The following is a 19,870-nucleotide window of genomic DNA, read 5'->3' as shown; positions in this document are numbered from 1 at the left end:
GTGCACATTAAGCACATTAGACAGCTATTTACTAAATAAAAATTTGCAGTGACCATTATGGTATTAATTGTAATATCTTTAGCAAGATAAGCTTATTTCTGACAATAAAAAAATTATAACTTTACCAATATGGTTTTACGTAAGGATTTTGATATTAAACCATTTAATTTTGGAAAAAATCTTAAACTATCCGAAAAACAAAACCTATGAAACTAATACTAGCTGCGTTACTTTTTATTTTAAAATTAAGTTTATTTGCACAGTCTAATCAGTTTGCTGGCGATTACACTCGTTCTCTTTCTGGCGAAAATCATAAACTTGAATATGCACTTACTTTAAATCAAAATGGAACATTTGAGTTTCATTACTATTCCTATATACAAGGCGGAACTCCGCAAGAAGTCAATAAGTACGGAAAAGGAAAATGGAGCGCAAAAGACAATCTGATTTCTTTTTCTTCTGATAAAAAAACAGACTTCGACGAAAAAAACACCTTAGATTTTAGCCATTCTACAGCGAGATTTGTCACTAAAAATCCGAGGGATAAAAGCGATAAAATAGTAAAGACCAATCTTCAATTTTTAGAATCGGAAATCTTATGGATGAGAAGAATTGATATTTTTAAAGTATAACTGAAATGAAAAAAATATTTGTTCTGATTTTTCTTCTTCTGTCTATTGTGGCGTTTTCACAAACCAAAAAAGAGAATCCAATAGATGTTTTAGAATCAAAATGTCTTAATAAAGACAATATTTCTAATGCCGACATGTGCAATTGCACCATACAAGCTCGTGAATCTTGGGACAAAGAATTAAATAAATATTATAATTTACTGAAAACAAAACTCCCAAAAGAAGCTTTTGAAACTTTGAAGGAATCTCAAAAACAATGGCTAGTTTATCGAGATAAAGAATATAATTTTATTTCGAAATACTTTTACGAAGTAAAGCAGGGAACCATGTGGTATGCTGTTGCCGAAAATAAAAAGAAAGAAATTGTAAAAACAAGAGCGATTGAATTGGAGAGATATTACAAAATGTTAGAATATTAAAAAATTAGAAATGAATCATTCTCTTATAATTGTTTTAAAAAAATATACTCCAATCTTTTCTATCGTCTTCTTTTTTGTGAGTATAGTTCTGACGTTTTATGAAATATTCTATTTTTTACTACTATTAGGTATTTTGCTCTTATCAGTATCAATCTTAGCTCTTAATTTTTTAAGTGACATTGATAAAACAGGAATCGAAATTTTTGGAAAAATCGTTGCTTACGACTCGGATGAGGAGGGGCATAAAACTCCTATAATTGAGTTTCAAACTTCTGACGGAAAGTTTTTTAAAGGAACTCCACTTATTCATTCCTCATCAGACGTAGATAAATTTAGGTCGTATCAGGAAAATATAAATAAAAAAGTCAAAATACTTTACAGTGCAGATTGTCCTGAAAATTTTATTATAAAAGGAAAAACTTACACCTTTTTTTTGAACCTCGTGGCTATTGCTGGTTTGGGACTTATAATATGTTCAATTGCAAAACTTTTAGGATATGATTTAATCTTCTAAAATCATTTTTCGAATTTGCAAGAACAACTTAGAATCTTAGAGCCTTTGCCCCTTTCTTTAAAATTCCTTAATTTCGCTACAAATAAGAAAAGGAAAAAATGAAGGTCTGTATTGCTGAGAAACCAAGTGTAGCACGTGAAATCGCATCTGTTTTAGGTGCCAATACCAAGCACGATGGCTATTATGAAGGCAATGGCTACGCCGTGACCTACACTTTTGGGCATTTATGCACCTTAAAAGAACCCAACGATTATAAACCGCACTGGAAAAGCTGGGATTTGAACAATCTGCCCATGCTTCCTGAAAAATTTGAAACCAAAGTCGTTCAGAATTCGGGAATCCAGAAACAGTTTAAAATTATTAAAAGCCTTTTCGAAAAAGCCGATGTGGTTATCAACTGCGGGGATGCTGGACAAGAAGGAGAACTCATTCAGCGTTGGGTGATGAACGAGGCACATTACAAAGGCGAAATTCAGCGTTTATGGATTTCATCTCTTACTACAGAAGCTATTAAAGAAGGTTTTGAAAACTTAAAACCCTCTTCTAATTATGATAATTTATTCTACGCCGGATTTTCTAGAGCCATTGGAGATTGGCTTTTAGGAATGAATGCAACGCGTTTGTACACCGTAAAACATGGCGGCTACAAACAGGTTTTATCTATCGGCCGTGTGCAAACGCCAACGTTGGCAATGGTTGTAGATCGTTTTAGAGAAATCGAAAACTTTAAACCTCAGCCCTATTGGGAATTGCAGACTTTGTACAGAGAAACGCTTTTTAGTTATGAAGAAGGCCGTTTTCTAAAGAAAGAAGACGGAGAAATTATAGCCGCAAAAGTTAAAGAAAGTGATTTCGAAATTGTTTCTGTTGATAAAAAGAACGGAAACGAATATGCTCCAAAGCTTTTTGACTTAACAGGTTTACAGGTATATTGCAATCAAAAATTTGGTTTTTCTGCCGAAGAAACATTGAAGATTGCACAGACTTTGTACGAACAGAAAGTTATTACCTATCCTAGAGTAGACACAACTTTTTTACCTGGGGATATTTATCCGAAAGTGCCAGGAATTTTGCAGAAATTGACCAATTATGCCGAATTGACTCAGCCTATTTTGGAGAAAAAAATCAAGAAATCGCCAAAGGTTTTCAACGATAAAAAAGTAACCGATCACCACGCGATTATTCCAACAGGAGTTCAAAACAATCTGCCTCATAATCAGCAGCAGGTTTACGATATTATTACAAGACGTTTTATTGCCGTTTTTTATGATGATTGTTTGGTTGCCAACACAACCGTAATCGGAAAAGCTGCCGATGTGACTTTTAAAGCAACAGGAAAAGAAATCTTGAAAAAAGGTTTCCGTGTTGTTTTTGAAGATCCGAATGCGAAAGAAAAAGAACCCGATTTATTACCGAGTTTTACTGTAGGCGAAAAAGGTCCGCACGAGCCTTCTTTTCTTCAGAAAGAAACTAAACCGCCCAATCAGTTTACGGAAGCAACTTTACTGCGTGCCATGGAAACCGCAGGTAAACAGGTTGACGACGAGGATTTGCGCGAATTGATGAAAGAAAACGGAATCGGGCGTCCGTCAACACGTGCGAATATTATTGAGACACTTTTTAAACGTCAGTATATTGTTCGAAACAAAAAACAGGTTTTACCAACTTTAACGGGAATTCAATTGATTGACACGATTCAGAATGAATTGGTGAAATCTGCCGAACTTACGGGAACTTGGGAAAAGCAATTGAAAGATATTGAAAAAGGAACTTTCACCGCCGCAGCATTCATTAGAAACATGAAACGTATGGTGGAAGCTTTGGTTTATGAAGTTCGAAGCGAAACCAAGCACGCTAATATTTCGCATGCTGCAACGATTCAGAAACCTGTTGTAAAAGCAGAAAAAGAGAAAAAGAAAGTTGCAGGAATTTCGGCAGAAAAATGTCCAAAATGCCAAAAAGGAAATATACTGAAAGGAAAATCAGCTTTTGGATGCAGCGAATATAAATCGGGCTGCGATTTTGTACTGCCTTTTGTTTTTCATGATAAAAAAATTACAGAAAGCCAATATTTACGATTGGTTCAGAAAGGTTCTACAGTAAATATAAAAGGCTTTAAAACCGATTCTGGAACTGTTGAAGGTTTAATTCGTTTTGAGGAAAACTATAAACTGAAATTAGAGCCAAAGAAAACAGATAAAAAAGCCGAAGCAAAAGAAAGTTCAGACACTTTGGTTTGTCCGAAATGCAAAAAAGGAACTATTCTAAAAGGCAAAACGGCTTATGGCTGCGCCGAATACAAATCGGGATGTGATTTTAAAGTTACTTTTGATGAAGTTCGAGCAAAATTAAAAGACCAAAAACCAACTAAGGAACTGGTTTATTCTATTTTGAGTGAAAGCGTTTGATTTTTTTTAGCCACGAATTCACGAATTTTTATTGATATACTAGATGTTTTATTTGTCGCGAATTCCACGAAAGCTTTAATTTATTTCACTCAGATTTGAGCAGATTATTACAGATTTTAAATATGTAAAATTCATCGCAAACCATCATTACTGCATTTAAATAAAAATTCGTGAATTCGTGGCTAAAAAAAAATTCATACTTTAGTAGCATATTACCAAACCCAAAATCTCATAAATATGTTTCAGAAAATTACTCTTTTAACCCTTGTATTAGCCGCAGTTTCTTGCCAAAAAAAAGAAACGGTTGAAAAAGATAAAATCAAAAAAGCCGACTGGCTAATCGGGAATTGGGAGAACACAACTCAAGATGGAGTTTTATCTGAAAACTGGCAAAAATTAAACGATAGTACTTTTAGTGCTGTTTCTTATTTTATAAAAGGAAAAGACACCATTCATTCTGAAAGTATTATTCTGGCACAATTAGGAGAAACGTTGACTTACAAAGCAACTGTAAAAGGACAAAACAATGACAAACCAGTCTTCTTCCCTTCTACTTCTGAAACAGATAAACAATTGATTTTTGAGAATCCGAAACACGATTATCCTCAAAAAATCACTTACACAAAAGGTGCAAACAATACTTTGACAGCAGAAATTTCTGGGAATTTGAACGGTAAACCGAGTTCGGAGAAGTTTGTTATGACGAAGAAGTAAGCAAATAGAAATTTAGTAATCCTATTTAATATTAGATGAGAATATATTCATCGCTTCAAATTGGCGATTACCATCAAAATAATTGTGAAGATCATTTATTTGTTGGCGAATATGGCAAAAATAAAATTCTTTGCGCTGTGATGGATGGTTGTACCACTGCTTTAGAAAGTCAATTTGCTTCTTTACTAGTTGGGAAAATTCTAAAAAAAATCTGCATAGAAAAAGGTTATAAAGAATTTATTGAAAAAAAGTCAGAACCTATTCTTCCAGAAGAAAATCTAAAGCTTATTTTACAAGATTTATTAAGTGAACTCCGTATTGTTAAAAATCAGCTGCTAATTGATGAAAAAGAATTACTGACAACGCTAATAATTCTTGTATTTGACAAAGAACAAGAAAGTGGTATTGTATTGGTAATTGGTGATGGTCTAGTAAATATAAACGGAAAAATAACGGAGTTTGAACAAGACAACAAACCCGATTATTTAGGTTTTCATCTTACTGAGGATTTTCAAACTTTTTACAATTTACAAAACCAAAAAATCACATTCAATACACTAGATGATATTAGTATTTCTACTGATGGCATTTTTACTTTCGAAAAATTGCTACCAAAGAAATCTAAAGAAGAAATTGATGTAATTCAATTTTTGACAATTGACAAAGTAAACTCTGAAAAGGATGATATGTTTGCTTCTAAACTAAAAATATTAGAAAATGAGTTCGGATTAAAACCAACAGATGATTTCTCAATTATTAGAATAATTAAATAAATGAATTTATAAAGTATTTTTATTCGCTGCAAAAAAATCACTCATTCTCCCCGATCTTATTCACCATAAAAATCATCAGAATACCTAAAAGCGCCATTACGAAAAAAGCCCATTTCATGCTTGAATATTCAGAGATAAAACCAACCATTGGCGGAACTAATAAAAACCCAAGATAGCCAATTGTAGATATTGAAGTTAAAGCAGAACCACTGCTCAATTTTGAAGATCTTCCTGCAATACTAAACACTAACGGAACTACGCAAGAAACCCCAAATCCGATTAAAACGTAGCCAAAAATTGTTGGATATGCGTATGGTAGTATAAAACAAATACCAAAGCCAACCGTTATTAAGATTCCGCTATAAAGCAGGATTTTTTTAGTTCCAAATTTAGTTACACCATAATCACCAAAAATACGTCCTAAAGTTACAGCCGAAGCAAAAAACACAAACGCAGCGCTGGTTAGTTTTGGTGAAGCTTTTAATATATTTTCGAAATAAATTCCGCTCCAATCGTACATCGTGTTTTCGCAAGCCATAGAAACGAAACAAATCAGAGAAAATTTTACCAAATTCTTTTCTGGCATAGAGAAAAACTTCTTTTTAACCGGAACAGGTTCGTTATGAATGCTCATCGGGTAAAAACAAGCCGTCAACGCCAGCATAAAAATACTCACTCCCAATAAATGATGTGATGGCGCAATTTTCTGCGTTACCATTACATAACCTAATCCTGCTCCCGAAAAAACAGCGATACTCCAAACCGCATGAAAACGCGTAATAATTGACTTTGGATACAATTTCTGTACTTCCAAAGATTGTGCATTTATAGACAAATTGAAAATATTACGAGAAGCTCCAAAAAATAAAAGTATAATAACCAACTGCCAAACAAATGCCGCTAAACCTGGCAAAGACAGCGCAACATTAAACATAACTGCTCCAAGCAGCATGATGTAACGACTGCTGTATTTGTTTAACAGTTTTCCTGTAAAAGGCATCGTCAACATTAAACCTATTGGAAAAGCGAATAAAACGGCTCCAAATTCGGCTTCAGAAAGTTTTAATTGGGCTTGTATATGTGGAATTCTCGAAACCCACGAAGAATAACCAAAACCAGAAAGGAAGAAAAAAACAGTATTGGCAATGCGATATCCTCGAGGCGTATTTTGAATCTTTTTAAAGAATGGTAAAATCATGAAATCGTTTTTCAGACTGCAAAATTAAGCCTTTTAAAGTTTATCGCACTACAACTTCTAACAAGAATTTCGATTAAATGCTCTAAAATCAACATTTAACAATTTCGATACTAAATGAGAAAAAAATAAAATTGTTAAAGTTATTTTAATTTCTACATTTGCATTGTTTTTATTTATTCTAAATAAAATTAATTATAAACCAAATTCAAAATAATAATGAATTACCTCAGTTTGAAAACTTCACGTTTTCTATTTTCAGTCAGTCTACTATTTTCGTTTTTATCTGCCTTTGCACAAAACCACGGAAAAATTAAAGGAACAATCACAACATCTGATGGCGATGCTGCTGCAGGTGTCAATATTATCCTTAAAAACACCAAATACGGCACCGTTTCTAATGATGACGGCAGTTTTGAATTTAACAGAGTAAAACCCAGCACTTACATTATACAGGTATCTTTATCGGGCTATGAAACACTTGAAAGAGAAATAATTGTCACTGAATTTGAAACCATTACCACTAATTTACAATTAAAGGTTTCTAATAAGGAATTGAACGAAGTGGTCATAAATGGCAAAAAAAGTAACTTATCAAAAAAGACCGATTATGTTGCTAGAATGCCATTAAAAAACCTGGAAAATCCGCAGGTTTACAATGTTATTCATAAAGAACTATTACAAGAGCAAATTGCGGTAGACATAAGAAGCGCGGTTCAAAATGCTACTGGCGCAATCTCAAAAATATATCCTTCTGGCGGACTTGAAATTAGTTTTAGAGGATTCAGCACAGGCGTCAACGCACGAAACGGTATGGAGACTCTTTCTGGACGAAGCTCAATCTCCATTGATAATGCCGAGCGAATTGAGGTGCTAAAAGGCCCTTCTGGAACTTTGTTTGGTTCTTCTGTTTCTTCATTTGGAGGAGTTGTAAACTTGGTGACCAAAAAGCCTTTTGAAACTAGCAAAACAGAGATATCTTATACAGGAGGAAGTTTTGGACTGCAGCGCGTAGCGGTAGATTTTAATATGCCTTTGACTCAGAATAAAAAAGTTTTGTTTAGAATGAACGCTTCTGCAAATACAGAAAATAGTTTCTTAAATTATGGTTTTAATAAAACAGTCTTATTTGCACCAAGCCTTATTTATAAAGCAACAGACAGATTAACGCTGAGTTTAGACACAGAGATTTTCAACACCAACAATACCCGTCCTACTTACGGACGTTCTTATGCGGCAGGACTTACCAACCCAACAGATCTAAAAGTAGATTACAGAACAAGCTTATTTGCCGATGATCTTGATGCGAAAACAAGTTCTCCTAAAATATTTGCTCAGGCAGAATATAAATTTTCTGATAATTGGAAATCTACAACGCTGTTCTCACTAGTAGACGAACGTGTCAATCATAGTTATCAATACTACACTGCGTGGAAATCGCCAACAGAAGTTCAAAGAATGGTATCGCGTTTTGGGCCAATTCATAATAACTTTACCAATTTTCAGGAAAATATCAATGGTGAATTTTCTACCGGAAGCATCAAACATAAACTCTTAGCCGGTATTAATTACAGATTTACAAAAGGCACATTTAAATATGCTACAACACAGGTTTTAGATGTAATTGATGTAACGACAGCTTTCGAGCCCATTCGAAAAAGCGACGTAGATCCAAAATTGAAAGAAATGCAATTTGGTGTTCCAAATGAGCAGACTTTTAGTGTTTATGCTTCAGATGTAATTAGTTTTACAGATCGCTTATCGGCAATGTTAAGCCTTCGTTTGGATAACTTTGTTCAGAAAAAAATTGAAGATACAGAGGGTTACAATCAAACTGCTTTGTCTCCAAAATTAGGTTTAGTTTATGAACTGGTTAAAGAACAAGTTTCCTTATTTGGAAATTATATGAATGGCTTTCAAAATGCTGGGCCAGTAAATCAGCCAGATGGATCAATATTAATTTTAAAACCAATTTATGCGAATCAATATGAAGGTGGTGTAAAAGTAGAAGCATTCAACAAAAAATTAAGCACAACACTGAGCTATTACAATATTACAATTGACAATGCTACCAGAACAAATCCGGATGGTTATAACATTCAGGACGGGAAACAAGTAAGCAAAGGAATTGATTTTGAATTTATCGCCAATCCGATAAACGGTTTAAACTTGACTGCTGGTTATGCTTACAATGACAATCGTATCGTTAAATCGTCTGACGCTTCAATTGAAGGAAACAAGGCTAGCGGCGCACCAGAAAATGTAGTGAATTTTTGGCTTTCGTATAAATTTCAAAACACACTAAAAAATTTAGGTTTTGGTTTTGGAGGAAATTATGTAGACAAACAATATAAATTTGAAGACGAAAGCTTTTATGCTCCTTCTTATTCTATTTATAGTGCGACTGTATTTTACGACAGACCCGTATGGAGACTTGGGGTTAAATTCAACAACCTGACAAACACTAAATATTGGGATTCCTATGGAATGGCTCAAACTCCAGCAAACTTCTTAGTAAACCTAACGGTAAGACTTTAGTTTTTTTACTCAACTACTTTCTAAAACCTCGAAATCTATGCATATGAAATAGGCTTCGAGGTTTTTCTAAAGTTTTTATTTTTAATTATTCTAAATAAAACTTATGTTTGTAGAAAATATTATTCAAATAATTTAAACTTGATCTTATGAAATCAAATACTTTAAAAACAATAAGCTTTTTATTTTTAATGCTTTTTGCTGCACCTCAACTTTTTGCTCATGCTCTTTGGATAGAAACTAAAGCAAACGGAACAAAAGGAAAAGCTCAGGAAATTTCTGTTTACTTTGGAGAGTTCTCTGATAATGACATTACAAAAGCTGACAAGTGGTTTTCTGATTTAAAGGATTTCTCTTTGGTTGTAATTTCTCCTTCAAAAAAAGAAACTAAATTAACATCTAAGGCTTTAGATAATAAATATCAGGCTTTCTTTACACCAGATGAAGATGGTGTTTACACTATCGTAATGCATCACACGGTAAAAGATGTTTACGGAACTATGAAATTAGATTACAATTCTAGTGCAACTGTTGTGGTTGGAAATAAAGCTTCAGGAAACACTATCGCCTCTAATACTAATAAAATAGCGGTTTTCTCAGAAAATGCAGATGCTGCAAAAAAAGACACTAAAATTACTGGAGTAGCTTCTTACGATGGAGCTATTGCAAAAGAAACAAAAATTAAAGTAATTGCACCAAACGGATGGGAAAAAGAATTATGGACAAATGATAAGGGAGAATTCTCTTTTACGCCTATATGGTCTGGAAACTATATGGTAGAATATGCTCACACAGATAAATCATCTGGTGAACACAATGGAAAAAAATATGATGAAATCTGGAAAATGGCTACTTACCAAATTTCAGTAAAATAATACCCTAAAATTTATTCTTAGCGTTTAATTTCAATTTAAAAACCTTGCCATTGAGTAAGGTTTTTTTATTACTATTTATACCAAATTAAAATAATACCACAAAACTCTTAAGCAAATCTTAAGAAAACAATAATAAAAATTTAAGCAAGAAAATCAGTTCATAATTTTCTGTTAAAGAGTCTGTGTCTTTATATTTGCACTCGATAATTTTTATTGAATCTAAATAAATACCATGAAATATAATTTACTATTTGCACTTGGATTATTAAGTTTTGTCTCTTACGGTCAAGATTACTCAAGCAACGAAACTACATCTTCAGTTACTGATACAGTAAAAAATAAAAAAGGAGAAATTCTAAACGAGGTTGTAGTTACTAAAACAAAAGAGCCAAAACCTGTAACAGCAGTTCGTTCTGGATTAAAGCCAATGGATAATCCCCAATCGATACAAGTAATCGGTTCTGATGTTATCGAACAGCAGCAAGCTATCAGATTAAGCGAAGTTCTTAAAAATGCCAATGGTGTTTATGTAAGTTCTGCTCGTGGTGGTGCGCAAGAGTCTTTCTTCTCTAGAGGTTATGACATGTCGGCTAACAATATGTTCAAAAATGGTTTCCGTTATAATTCAGGTTCTATTCCTGATGTTTCAGGCTTAGAAAAAGTAGAATTCTTAAAAGGGGGATCAGCTTTATTATTTGGAAACGTAGCACCAGGAGGAATTTTAAACTTAGTAACCAAAACTCCTCAGTTTAAAAGTGGAGGGGAAATCTCAATGCAAATGGGAAGCTATTCTTATTACAAACCAGCATTTGATTTCTATGGAGGTCTTAATAAATCAATCGCATTTAGAATTAATGGTTCTTACGAGAATTCAGAAAGCTATAGAGATGTGGTAAAAAATGAACGTTTATACATTAATCCATCTTTGCTTTTTGTCATTAATCCAAAAACTCAAATCACAGTTCAAGGAGACTATTTAAGCGCAGATTGGACACCTGATTTCGGAACTGGAATTATCGGAAAAGAAATTTTAGACTTGCCTCGTAATGCTTTCTACGGAGCACTTTGGTCAAATGGTACAACGAAATCTTCTAGTGCATCTGTATTATTAAATCACGATTTCAATAAAAATTGGAAACTGAACTTCAATAGTTCTTATCAAACATACAATAGAACACAAAAATCTACAGCTCAACTATCAAATTTAGATGACACCAAAATATATCCAATTCCAGGTTACTGGAACAGAGGATTAACTCAGGGGCAAAACTTAGAGCAAATTTTAGGAGACCAATTAAGTCTTCAGGGGAACTTTAATACTGGTTCTGTAAAACATCAAATTTTTACTGGTGTAGACTGGGAAAATTCGTTTGCAACTGCTTATACTTATGCTTTTAGTGAAGAAAAAGTAAAAGTAAACGGCAAGTATGATCCAAGTCTTTATGACACTATTTATCTATATGATTTTGATCCGTCAACACAACGAAATGACATTCCGAACGCAAGAGCTACTCAAATTACAAAAACAGATACAAATCGTTTTGGAGTTTATTTTCAAGATTTCGTTTCAATTACGGATAAATTCAAAGTATTGGCAGGTTTAAGATGGTCTTGGCAAGAAGCTGAAGTTAGCACTTATAAAGAAACCAAAACAGGAGCTGGAAATCCAGAAGATGCAGTTCCAACAGTTACTCCAAAACGTTTAGACAATGCATTTTCTCCTAAAGCTGGATTAGTGTATCAGCCAACAAAAGATATTTCAGTATTTGGAAGTTATTCGACTTCTTTTACACCAAATACAGGAACAACTGTTGACTTACAACCTCTTGAAGCTTCTATTATTGATCAATATGAAGTTGGAGTAAAAACAGATTTCTTTAAAGGTTTATTAAGCACAAATGTTACGGTTTACCAAATTACTAATAGCAATTTTGCGCAAATGGCACCGTATAAAGCAGATGGAAGCGAAAATAATGATAGCAGCATCAAACTTTTAAGTGGAGAAACAAAAAGCAAAGGAGTTGAAGTTGATGTTACTGCAAGACCTGTTGAAGGTTTAAATATTATTGCAGGATATAGCTATAATGATATGCGTTACACTAAAACTTCAGGATTAAACGGAAGTTTTATTGAAGGAGACCGTGTAGCAAGAACACCATCAAACACAGCAAATTTAAGCTTCTTTTATACTTTACAAGAAGGATTCTTTAAAGGCGTATCTGTTGGTGCAATAGGAAATTACATTGGAGACAGAATTGGAGGATGGAACAACCAATATGATTCTAAAAAACCAGATGGAATCTGGTACAGAGAAATCCCATTAGAAGGTTATGTTACAATTGACGCATCTGTTGGGTATACTTGGAGAAAATTCTCTATCCTTTGCAAATTATCAAACATTACAAACGAATTAAACTATACTGTTCACGAAAATTACAGTGTGAACCCAATCGCTCCTCGTCAGGTTATGACAAGCTTGCGTTACAAGTTCTAAAATATTGAATTAGATGTTTTTTTTTGATTTATCCCGAGATTTTCTGTTTCTCTAGAAGTAGAAAAATCTCGGGATTTATATTTTTAGCAAAAAGTAATACAAAACTTACTTTTGTTTTGTTTTTTGATAAAATGAGCTATTTTTGCATTTAACAATATGAAACATGAACTACAACTTATCATTTCAGGAAAGAGCGAAGTTAAGCATGGAACAATTATCCAAGCAGCAGCCAGTTACCTTAAAAGAAGCCAAAGCTCAAGCACAATGGCTAAAGAATTCAAGCATTTCAAAAAACAAGAAAAAGAGACCTTAGAAGGGTTTATCGAATTAAATAATCTTTGGATTTTAAATATCAATCTTGATAATTATGTTTCTGAAGGAGCTGAACAAAAAGTCTATTTAAAAGACGGGAAGCATGTAATCAAACTTAATGATTCTATTTATTATAACTCTTGGATAGATTATTTCAATAATCTATTGTTAAACAATTTCTTTTTCCCAGACACAGCGTACAATTTATTAGGCTTTTTCAAAAACGAAGATATCATATATGCGGTTGTTGAACAGCCTTTCGTAAAAGCAACTGAACCAACTGACTTAGAAGTTGTAAAGAAGTTTATGCTTGTAAACGGTTTTTTAAATACCAAAAACAACGATTATTATAATCCTGATTTAGGAATTATTCTTGAAGATCTTCATGACGAAAATGTATTAACAGAAAATGGTATACTTCAATTTATAGACACCGTTTTCTATATTAAAGATAATTTCTATGAAAATTAAAAAACTAATTTCGTAAAAAAAAAACAGAATTTCTACTGACACACTGCTGTCACTTCCTATCATTTAATTTGCATTATAAAACACAAAAAAGATGAGCAAATTAGATTTAACTAAAACGGACAAAACCTACTATACTACCAAAACTACTCCTGAAATTGTTTATATAGAAAAAGCAAATTATATATCGCTTACAGGTCAAGGAGATCCTTCTGGAAAAGATTTTTCAGAAAAAATTCAAGCGTTATATACCACAGCTTATGCCATTAAATTTATGCATAAAGCTATGAACAATGATTTTGTTGTTCCAAAACTAGAAGCCTTGTGGAGTTTTGATAATAAAAAATACGCATCCATCTCAATGGATGAAGCTCCGCTGAAAATACCCCGCTCCGAATGGAATTACAGAATCATGATTAGAATGCCTCATTTTGTCACGAAAGAACAAATCGAAGAGGCCATTGCTATTGCAGTAAATAAAAAACAAAATGCATTAGCTAAAACAATTGAATTCTTTGAAATGGAAGAAGGCAAAGTTATTCAGGTTCTTCATATTGGTCCTTTTGATACTGAACCAAAAACACTAAAAAAAATCCAAGAATTTAGCACCGAAAACAATCTGCAGCAAAATGGGCTGCACCACGAAATTTATCTTTCGGACTTTCGCAAAACAGCTCCCGAGAAATTAAAAACAATACTGAGAGAACCTGTCAAATAGTTTTTTTTTAGTTCGTGGCGAAAAAAAAGACCTAACAGGTTTTTAAAACCTGTTAGGTCTGCTTATAAAAAGAAATATTTCTTACTTCAAACCAGCCAAACTCCGCTCGATTGTAGCAATTTTTGCTAGAGTACCTGCTTCTTTTTGTTTTTCAATAATTTAAACTTTGTTTAAAACAGAAGCGATATGATTAATTATTTTACTATTCTATCTAGCTAAGATGAAATTTCAAATAATTACCATATATTTAACACGATTATTTCCCCAAAATTAAATATCGTAACTGTATGCAACAGAGATTTTTTTTCAGCTTACTATTTGCACTTTTTTTCATTTCTTGTGAGAGTAATGATAATAACGAAGAAATTATTCCAGAAATCAAGCCTCCAACTGTTTTTACACCAACTAAATGGACAAAAGGAGACGGCACAATTGATGATCCTTATCAAATTGAAACACCAGAACATCTTTTTTATTTATCAAAAATAGTAAATGAAGCAGTTCCAAAAACTCCAGAATCTGAAATCTTTTTAGGTAAAAATTTCAAAATAATGAACGATATTGATTTAAATAATATGCTATTTACACCTATTGGAAAAAATAGAGAATTACCGTTTTTTGGTAACCTGGATGGGAATTTTAAAAAAATATCTAATTTGAAAATAAAAATTATCGATGAGCATCTTCCTTCTGGTCTATTTGGAAATTTAAATGCTTCTATAAAAAATTTAAGCATAATAGACAGTTCTATTGAAGGAGTAAATTTTGTAGGTGGCTTCGCTGGTGAAACAAATGGAAATATAGAAAATTGTACATTTGAAGGAACCATTATTGGCAAAAATTATGTTGGAGGCATTGTTGGACTTGGTTCGGTTAGTATAACTAATTGTTCCTTCAATGGAAGCATACAAGGAGAAGGTGATATTGGTGGCATAATAGGATTCTGCTATGCTCCAACAGGTCAAATAAAAAAATGCTTTAACAAAGGAACTATCAAAGGAATCTCAACATTGGGAGGCATCGTAGGATATAAAAGTGATTGTCCTGTACAAGAGTGTTACAACATTGGTAATATTACGGCAAGTGAACAAACTGCAGGGGGAATAATCGGATGGAGTACCGGAGGCAACAATTTAAATGTACCAAACTATACGAACAATTGTTATAATAAAGGAAAAATTCTGGCCCAAAAATATACTGCTGGCATTATTGGAAGACAAGATTCCGGACAAGTAAACAATTGTTACAACACAGGAGAAATTTCAAAATTATCTGAAGAATACAGCAATCCAATCGCTAAAGGATATGATTATGATTTTAATTCAGTTGATAATTGTTATTACTTAAGTTCCTCAATAATTTTAGACCCTACTATTGTTCTAATTAGAGGTACCAGTAAAGATCAAAACTACATGCAGACAGTTTCATTTGTAAATGACTTAAATAAAAATAATTCGCCAAAAGCATGGAAACAGGACAAAACACCCAATATAAATGATGGTTATCCAATCTTGTCCTGGCAATAATAGATTCCATTTTCTAGCATGTATAAAAAAATCCCATCTACAACAAAATGTTGAGATGGGATTTTATATTTTAGATAAAATCAAAAATCTATTTCAAACCAGCCAAACTCTGCTCGATTGTAGCAATTTTTGCCAAAGCATCGGCTTGTTTTTGTTTTTCTAAATTAAGCACTTTCTCTGGAGCTCCGTTTACGAATTTCTCGTTAGAAAGTTTTGCTTCTACAGATTTCAAGAATCCTTTTGTATAATTCAATTCTTCTGTCAATTTAGCAATTTCAGCTTCAACATCGATGTTTCCTGTAATCGGAATGAAGTATTCATTTGATTTTACACGGAAAGACAATGCGCCATCAACTTTTTCTGAAACATATTCGAAAGCAGAAACGTTTCCTAATTTCGTGATGATTGAATCAAAGTACGTTGAAACATTTTCGCTGTTGATTCCTTTTAATTCGATTGCATCTTTAAACGGAATATTTTTATCTTTTCTGATGGTTCTAATTCCAGAAATTACTTCAATTGAATTTTCGAAATCACTAATTAATTTTGCATCAAATGATTTTACTTCTGGCCAAGTTGAAACAATTAAAGCTTCTTCTGGAGTTCTTTCGGCAATTAACTGCCAAATTTCCTCCGTTAAGAAAGGCATAAACGGATGCAATAACTTCAAGTTGTTTTCTAGCATTTCGATCGCTTTCGCGAAAGTTACGCTGTCAATTGGCTGTTGGTAAGCAGGTTTGATCATTTCTAAGAACCAAGAACAGAAGTCATCCCAAACCAATTTATAGATTGCCATAAGAGAATCTGAAATTCTGTATTTCTCAAAATTATCTTCAATATCAACCAAAGTCTGCTGCAATTTCGCTTCGTACCATTCGATTGCCACTTTTGATGATTCTGGCTGTGCGATAGTTTCAGAAACTTCCCATCCTTTAATCAATTTGAAAGCATTCCAAATCTTGTTTGAAAACGCTTTTCCTTGACTGCACAATTCCTCATCAAACATAATATCGTTTCCTGCAGAAGCACTTAAAAGCAATCCTACACGAACGCCATCGGCACTAAATTTATCGATCAAATCTAAAGGATCAGGAGAATTTCCTAATGATTTAGACATTTTACGACGTTGTTTATCACGAACCAATCCGGTCAAATATACATTTGTAAATGGTTTTTCCCCTGCATATTCGTAACCAGCAATGATCATTCTGGCAACCCAGAAAAATAAGATATCCGGACCCGTTACCAAGTCATTCGTTGGATAATAATATTTAAAGTCTGGACTTTCTGGATCCATAATGCCACCAAAAACAGACATTGGCCATAACCACGAAGAAAACCAAGTATCTAGCGCGTCAACATCTTGTTTTAAGTTGTCGGTTGTTAGTTGTTGGTTGTTGGTTTTTTCTTTTGCTAAAGCTAAAGCGTCTTCAATGTTTTCAGCAACTACGAAATCTTCTTTTCCGTCTCCGTAATAGTAGGCCGGAATTTGTTGTCCCCACCACAATTGACGAGAAATATTCCAATCGCGAATATTATTTAACCAATGCGCATAAGTGTTTTCGAAACGTTTCGGGTGTAATTTAATATCTCCTGTTTCTAAAACCGATTTTATGGCTGGTTTTACCAATTCTTCCATTTTCAAGAACCATTGGTCAGATAATCTTGGTTCGATTACCGCTTTTGTTCTTTCAGAAGTTCCTACTTTATTTAAGTGTATTTCTGTTTTTGCTAAAGCGCCAATTTCTTGAAGTTCTTTTTCAATTTCTTTACGAACTACAAAACGGTCTTTTCCTTGATAGTGTAATCCGAAGCTGTTTAAAGTTGCATCTTCATTAAAAATATCAACGATTTCAAGGTTGTGTTTTTCACCCAACGTTTTATCGTTCATATCGTGAGCAGGCGTTACTTTCAAACATCCTGTTCCGAATTCAACATCTACATATTCGTCTTCTATAATAGGAATTACTCTGCCGCAAATTGGAACAATAGCTTTTTTACCTTTTAAATGTGTAAAACGCTCATCGTTTGGATTGATACAGATTGCTGTGTCTCCAAAAATAGTTTCTGGACGAGTTGTGGCAATGGTCAAAAATTCCTCAGTTCCCTCGATTTTATATTTTAAGAAAAATAATTTCCCTTGTTGTTCTTCATAAATTACTTCTTCATCAGAAAGCGTAGTTTTTGCTTCTGGATCCCAGTTTACCATACGGTATCCTCTGTAGATCAAACCTTTATTGTATAAATCTACAAACGATTTAATTACAGAAGAAGACATATCTGGATCCATTGTGAATTTGGTGCGTTCCCAATCGCAAGAAGCGCCTAATTTCTTAAGTTGTTCTAAGATTGTTCCACCATATTTATCTGTCCATTCCCAAGCATGTTTTAGGAACTCTTCGCGGGTCAAATCGTTTTTATTGATTCCCTCTGCTTTTAATTTTGCTACCACTTTTGCTTCAGTAGCAATAGAAGCGTGATCTGTCCCAGGTACCCAACAAGCGTTGAAACCTTTAAGACGCGCTCTACGAATTAAAACATCCTGAATCGTATTATTCAACATATGTCCCATGTGAAGGACTCCAGTGACGTTTGGCGGCGGGATTACAATGGTGTACGGTGTTCTATGATCTGGTTCTGAATGAAAATAATTGTTTTTCATCCAGTAATCATACCATTTACTCTCAATCGTCTTAGCGTCAAATTGTGCTGGAATTGTCATTTATATATGTTTAATCGTTTATTTGTTTAACCGTTTAATCGTTTTTGATCATTGGACTTCAATTAATTCATTTTCTAGTTTTCTGTTTTCAAAAAGATCATTTATAATTCAATCCCAACGATTAAACAAATAAACGATTAAACAGTTAAACAAAAAAAATGGTTTAATTTTTGTATTTATAACTGACAGCAAAAGTAAATAATTAAGTAGACTATAAAAAGAGAAATAATAATTTGTGTGTTAATTAAAAGAATGTATATTTACTTACAATTAAAAAAAGATTTCATATGAAAAATGCAGCCTCTTTTATTGCAGTCTTATTGTTTAGTGCAATAAGTTATGCGCAAAATGGCCCAAAAATTGAATTTGCAGCTCCTGATAATACAATTGATTATGGAAAAATTTCTAAAAGTGACAATGGGCTTCGTTCGTTTGAATTTACCAACACTGGAGACGCTCCATTATTAATTACAGGTGCAGAATCTACAGTAAGTTCAATCATTGTAACAAAACCTGCGGCAGCAATTTTGCCGGGCAAAAAAGGAAAAATCGATGTAAAATATAATATGGTCGCAGGACCTATTCGTAAAACAATTACTGTTGAAACCAATGCAGTAAACTATCCTGACGGAAGAGTAGCTCTTAAAATTAAGGGCGAAGTTCAATAAGAATTAAATAATCTAAATAACAAAAATAGCTGTCTCGAATGGACAGCTATTTTTTTTTAAAAGCTTCAGAGAAGCAAAATATTTATAGCAAAAAGAATAAATGTTTACAACAAAAGCTCCAGAGGGGCGTCATATATTAAGTCTACAGAAAAAATATGTCGCTCCTCTGGAGCTTTATCCATTTTTGATATTACCACTTCTATAAATATTTCACCCCGCTGGGGTTTTTACAGATCAAAAAAATGTTATAAATATTTCTGTCCAATAAAAAAACTGTCCTTTTGAGACAGCTTCATTTTATTTTTGAAGAGAAGCATCTTGCTTCCCAAATCTTTCTTCTTTTATTTTTTCTCAGCGCATTCAGTAGTATCAAATTTATACTTTACGCTTTCAAAATCAATTGGTTTGTCTTTTACTAAATAGGTAACTCCCATTGTAGTTTGCATGGTTCCGTTTCCTAAAATAAGCTGATTATTGCGTTTTAAAAGCGCCATCGGATTCTTGAATGTTTTTTCTCCGTTTACATTGTCTTTAAAAGTATAATCTACAAACAAAGTATCACCATGAAATTCTCCTGCAACTTCTCCCGTTCTAACAGTTGAAGGCGCGACTCTCATAATCATATCTCCGGATAATTTTCCGTTTTTTAAAGTATTCAATTTTAAATCTATCGTATCCTTTTCATAAATTGCTTTGTAGCATGCAGTGCTTACTACTGTTTCTCCTTCTGCTTTTGCAGCTTCGGTAGCTTTTTGTTTTTCTTCATTTTTACAGCTTTGCAATCCGATGAAGGATAAAAGCAAGCAAGATAAGGTTAGATTTCTCATACTATTTTCATTTTATTGATATAACTATAAAATTAAAGAAAAAAGGTTTCAGCAAAAAGGTTTTGACAAA

The 19,870-nt window shown here is 33.2% G+C and carries 16 protein-coding genes; 13 read left to right on the top strand and 3 right to left on the bottom strand.

Annotated features, from left to right (window positions below; all coding sequences use genetic code 11):
* The first annotated feature begins 206 nt into the window (after positions 1–206).
* The 6 genes from DM397_RS13180 to DM397_RS13155 all read left to right on the top strand — a co-directional run bounded on the left by DM397_RS13180 (position 207) and on the right by DM397_RS13155 (position 5,460).
* Positions 207–632: a hypothetical protein gene (locus DM397_RS13180; RefSeq protein ID WP_111377975.1), complete on the top strand. Its 426-nt coding sequence runs from the start codon at positions 207–209 to the stop codon at positions 630–632.
* A 5-nt stretch (positions 633–637) separates the two neighbouring features.
* Entirely contained in the window at positions 638–1,051 is a 414-nt protein-coding gene (locus DM397_RS13175; RefSeq protein ID WP_111377974.1) for a lysozyme inhibitor LprI family protein, read from the top strand.
* Positions 1,052–1,061: 10 nt separating this feature from the next.
* On the top strand, positions 1,062–1,565 hold the full coding sequence (locus DM397_RS13170; protein ID WP_111377973.1) for a DUF3592 domain-containing protein: 504 nt from the start codon (positions 1,062–1,064) through the stop codon (positions 1,563–1,565).
* A 98-nt stretch (positions 1,566–1,663) separates the two neighbouring features.
* On the top strand, positions 1,664–3,973 hold the full coding sequence (locus tag DM397_RS13165; RefSeq protein WP_111377972.1) for a type IA DNA topoisomerase: 2,310 nt from the start codon (positions 1,664–1,666) through the stop codon (positions 3,971–3,973).
* Positions 3,974–4,210: 237 nt separating this feature from the next.
* Positions 4,211–4,687: a DUF6265 family protein gene (locus DM397_RS13160; protein WP_111377971.1), complete on the top strand. Its 477-nt coding sequence runs from the start codon at positions 4,211–4,213 to the stop codon at positions 4,685–4,687.
* Positions 4,688–4,722: 35 nt separating this feature from the next.
* Positions 4,723–5,460: a protein phosphatase 2C domain-containing protein gene (locus tag DM397_RS13155; protein ID WP_111377970.1), complete on the top strand. Its 738-nt coding sequence runs from the start codon at positions 4,723–4,725 to the stop codon at positions 5,458–5,460.
* 37 nt (positions 5,461–5,497) lie between these two features.
* On the opposite strand, the gene DM397_RS13150 is transcribed toward DM397_RS13155, so the two are convergent.
* Positions 5,498–6,658, bottom strand: a complete 1,161-nt coding sequence (locus DM397_RS13150; protein ID WP_111377969.1) for an MFS transporter — start codon at positions 6,656–6,658, stop codon at positions 5,498–5,500.
* Between the two features lie 216 nt (positions 6,659–6,874).
* Between DM397_RS13150 and DM397_RS13145 the strand changes: the two genes are divergently transcribed.
* From DM397_RS13145 to DM397_RS13120, 6 genes are all read left to right on the top strand, one after another.
* Positions 6,875–9,193, top strand: coding sequence for a TonB-dependent receptor (locus DM397_RS13145; protein WP_111377968.1), 2,319 nt, complete (start codon positions 6,875–6,877; stop codon positions 9,191–9,193).
* A gap of 146 nt (positions 9,194–9,339) precedes the next feature.
* Positions 9,340–10,065 carry a DUF4198 domain-containing protein gene (locus DM397_RS13140; protein WP_111377967.1) on the top strand — a complete coding sequence of 242 codons (726 nt, stop codon included), beginning with the start codon at positions 9,340–9,342 and terminating at the stop codon, positions 10,063–10,065.
* A 232-nt stretch (positions 10,066–10,297) separates the two neighbouring features.
* Entirely contained in the window at positions 10,298–12,559 is a 2,262-nt protein-coding gene (locus DM397_RS13135) for a TonB-dependent siderophore receptor (protein ID WP_111377966.1), read from the top strand.
* A gap of 156 nt (positions 12,560–12,715) precedes the next feature.
* Positions 12,716–13,342: a putative polyvalent protein kinase domain-containing protein gene (locus DM397_RS13130; RefSeq protein ID WP_111377965.1), complete on the top strand. Its 627-nt coding sequence runs from the start codon at positions 12,716–12,718 to the stop codon at positions 13,340–13,342.
* A 91-nt stretch (positions 13,343–13,433) separates the two neighbouring features.
* Positions 13,434–14,057, top strand: coding sequence for a GyrI-like domain-containing protein (locus DM397_RS13125; protein WP_111377964.1), 624 nt, complete (start codon positions 13,434–13,436; stop codon positions 14,055–14,057).
* A gap of 287 nt (positions 14,058–14,344) precedes the next feature.
* Positions 14,345–15,583, top strand: a complete 1,239-nt coding sequence (locus DM397_RS13120) for a GLUG motif-containing protein (RefSeq protein WP_111377963.1) — start codon at positions 14,345–14,347, stop codon at positions 15,581–15,583.
* Between the two features lie 88 nt (positions 15,584–15,671).
* Here the strand turns inward: DM397_RS13120 and DM397_RS13115 are convergent, their stop codons facing one another.
* A complete protein-coding gene (locus DM397_RS13115; RefSeq protein ID WP_111377962.1) occupies positions 15,672–18,305 on the bottom strand; it encodes a valine--tRNA ligase in 2,634 nt (877 codons plus the stop codon).
* 287 nt (positions 18,306–18,592) lie between these two features.
* Between DM397_RS13115 and DM397_RS13110 the strand changes: the two genes are divergently transcribed.
* Entirely contained in the window at positions 18,593–18,973 is a 381-nt protein-coding gene (locus DM397_RS13110) for a DUF1573 domain-containing protein (RefSeq protein WP_111377961.1), read from the top strand.
* Positions 18,974–19,314: 341 nt separating this feature from the next.
* On the opposite strand, the gene DM397_RS13105 is transcribed toward DM397_RS13110, so the two are convergent.
* On the bottom strand, positions 19,315–19,800 hold the full coding sequence (locus DM397_RS13105) for a hypothetical protein (RefSeq protein WP_111377960.1): 486 nt from the start codon (positions 19,798–19,800) through the stop codon (positions 19,315–19,317).
* Between the last annotated feature and the right edge of the window lie 70 nt (positions 19,801–19,870).

The organism is Flavobacterium nitrogenifigens, from assembly GCF_003254565.1.
Classification (GTDB): Bacteria; Bacteroidota; Bacteroidia; order Flavobacteriales; family Flavobacteriaceae; genus Flavobacterium; species Flavobacterium nitrogenifigens.
The sequence above is the reverse complement of the archived record's forward strand: the minus strand, read 5'-3'. Positions and strand labels throughout refer to the sequence as shown.

Excerpts from the sequence above, each read along its gene's own strand:
- DM397_RS13180 (WP_111377975.1), top strand. The coding sequence starts at position 207 with ATGAAACTAATACTAGCTGCGTTACTTTTTATTTTAAAATTAAGTTTA.
- DM397_RS13175 (WP_111377974.1), top strand. The coding sequence starts at position 638 with ATGAAAAAAATATTTGTTCTGATTTTTCTTCTTCTGTCTATTGTGGCG.
- DM397_RS13170 (WP_111377973.1), top strand. The coding sequence starts at position 1,062 with ATGAATCATTCTCTTATAATTGTTTTAAAAAAATATACTCCAATCTTT.
- DM397_RS13165 (WP_111377972.1), top strand. The coding sequence starts at position 1,664 with ATGAAGGTCTGTATTGCTGAGAAACCAAGTGTAGCACGTGAAATCGCA.
- DM397_RS13160 (WP_111377971.1), top strand. The coding sequence starts at position 4,211 with ATGTTTCAGAAAATTACTCTTTTAACCCTTGTATTAGCCGCAGTTTCT.
- DM397_RS13155 (WP_111377970.1), top strand. The coding sequence starts at position 4,723 with ATGAGAATATATTCATCGCTTCAAATTGGCGATTACCATCAAAATAAT.
- DM397_RS13150 (WP_111377969.1), bottom strand. The coding sequence starts at position 6,658 with ATGATTTTACCATTCTTTAAAAAGATTCAAAATACGCCTCGAGGATAT.
- DM397_RS13145 (WP_111377968.1), top strand. The coding sequence starts at position 6,875 with ATGAATTACCTCAGTTTGAAAACTTCACGTTTTCTATTTTCAGTCAGT.
- DM397_RS13140 (WP_111377967.1), top strand. The coding sequence starts at position 9,340 with ATGAAATCAAATACTTTAAAAACAATAAGCTTTTTATTTTTAATGCTT.
- DM397_RS13135 (WP_111377966.1), top strand. The coding sequence starts at position 10,298 with ATGAAATATAATTTACTATTTGCACTTGGATTATTAAGTTTTGTCTCT.
- DM397_RS13130 (WP_111377965.1), top strand. The coding sequence starts at position 12,716 with ATGAAACATGAACTACAACTTATCATTTCAGGAAAGAGCGAAGTTAAG.
- DM397_RS13125 (WP_111377964.1), top strand. The coding sequence starts at position 13,434 with ATGAGCAAATTAGATTTAACTAAAACGGACAAAACCTACTATACTACC.
- DM397_RS13120 (WP_111377963.1), top strand. The coding sequence starts at position 14,345 with ATGCAACAGAGATTTTTTTTCAGCTTACTATTTGCACTTTTTTTCATT.
- DM397_RS13115 (WP_111377962.1), bottom strand. The coding sequence starts at position 18,305 with ATGACAATTCCAGCACAATTTGACGCTAAGACGATTGAGAGTAAATGG.
- DM397_RS13110 (WP_111377961.1), top strand. The coding sequence starts at position 18,593 with ATGAAAAATGCAGCCTCTTTTATTGCAGTCTTATTGTTTAGTGCAATA.
- DM397_RS13105 (WP_111377960.1), bottom strand. The coding sequence starts at position 19,800 with ATGAGAAATCTAACCTTATCTTGCTTGCTTTTATCCTTCATCGGATTG.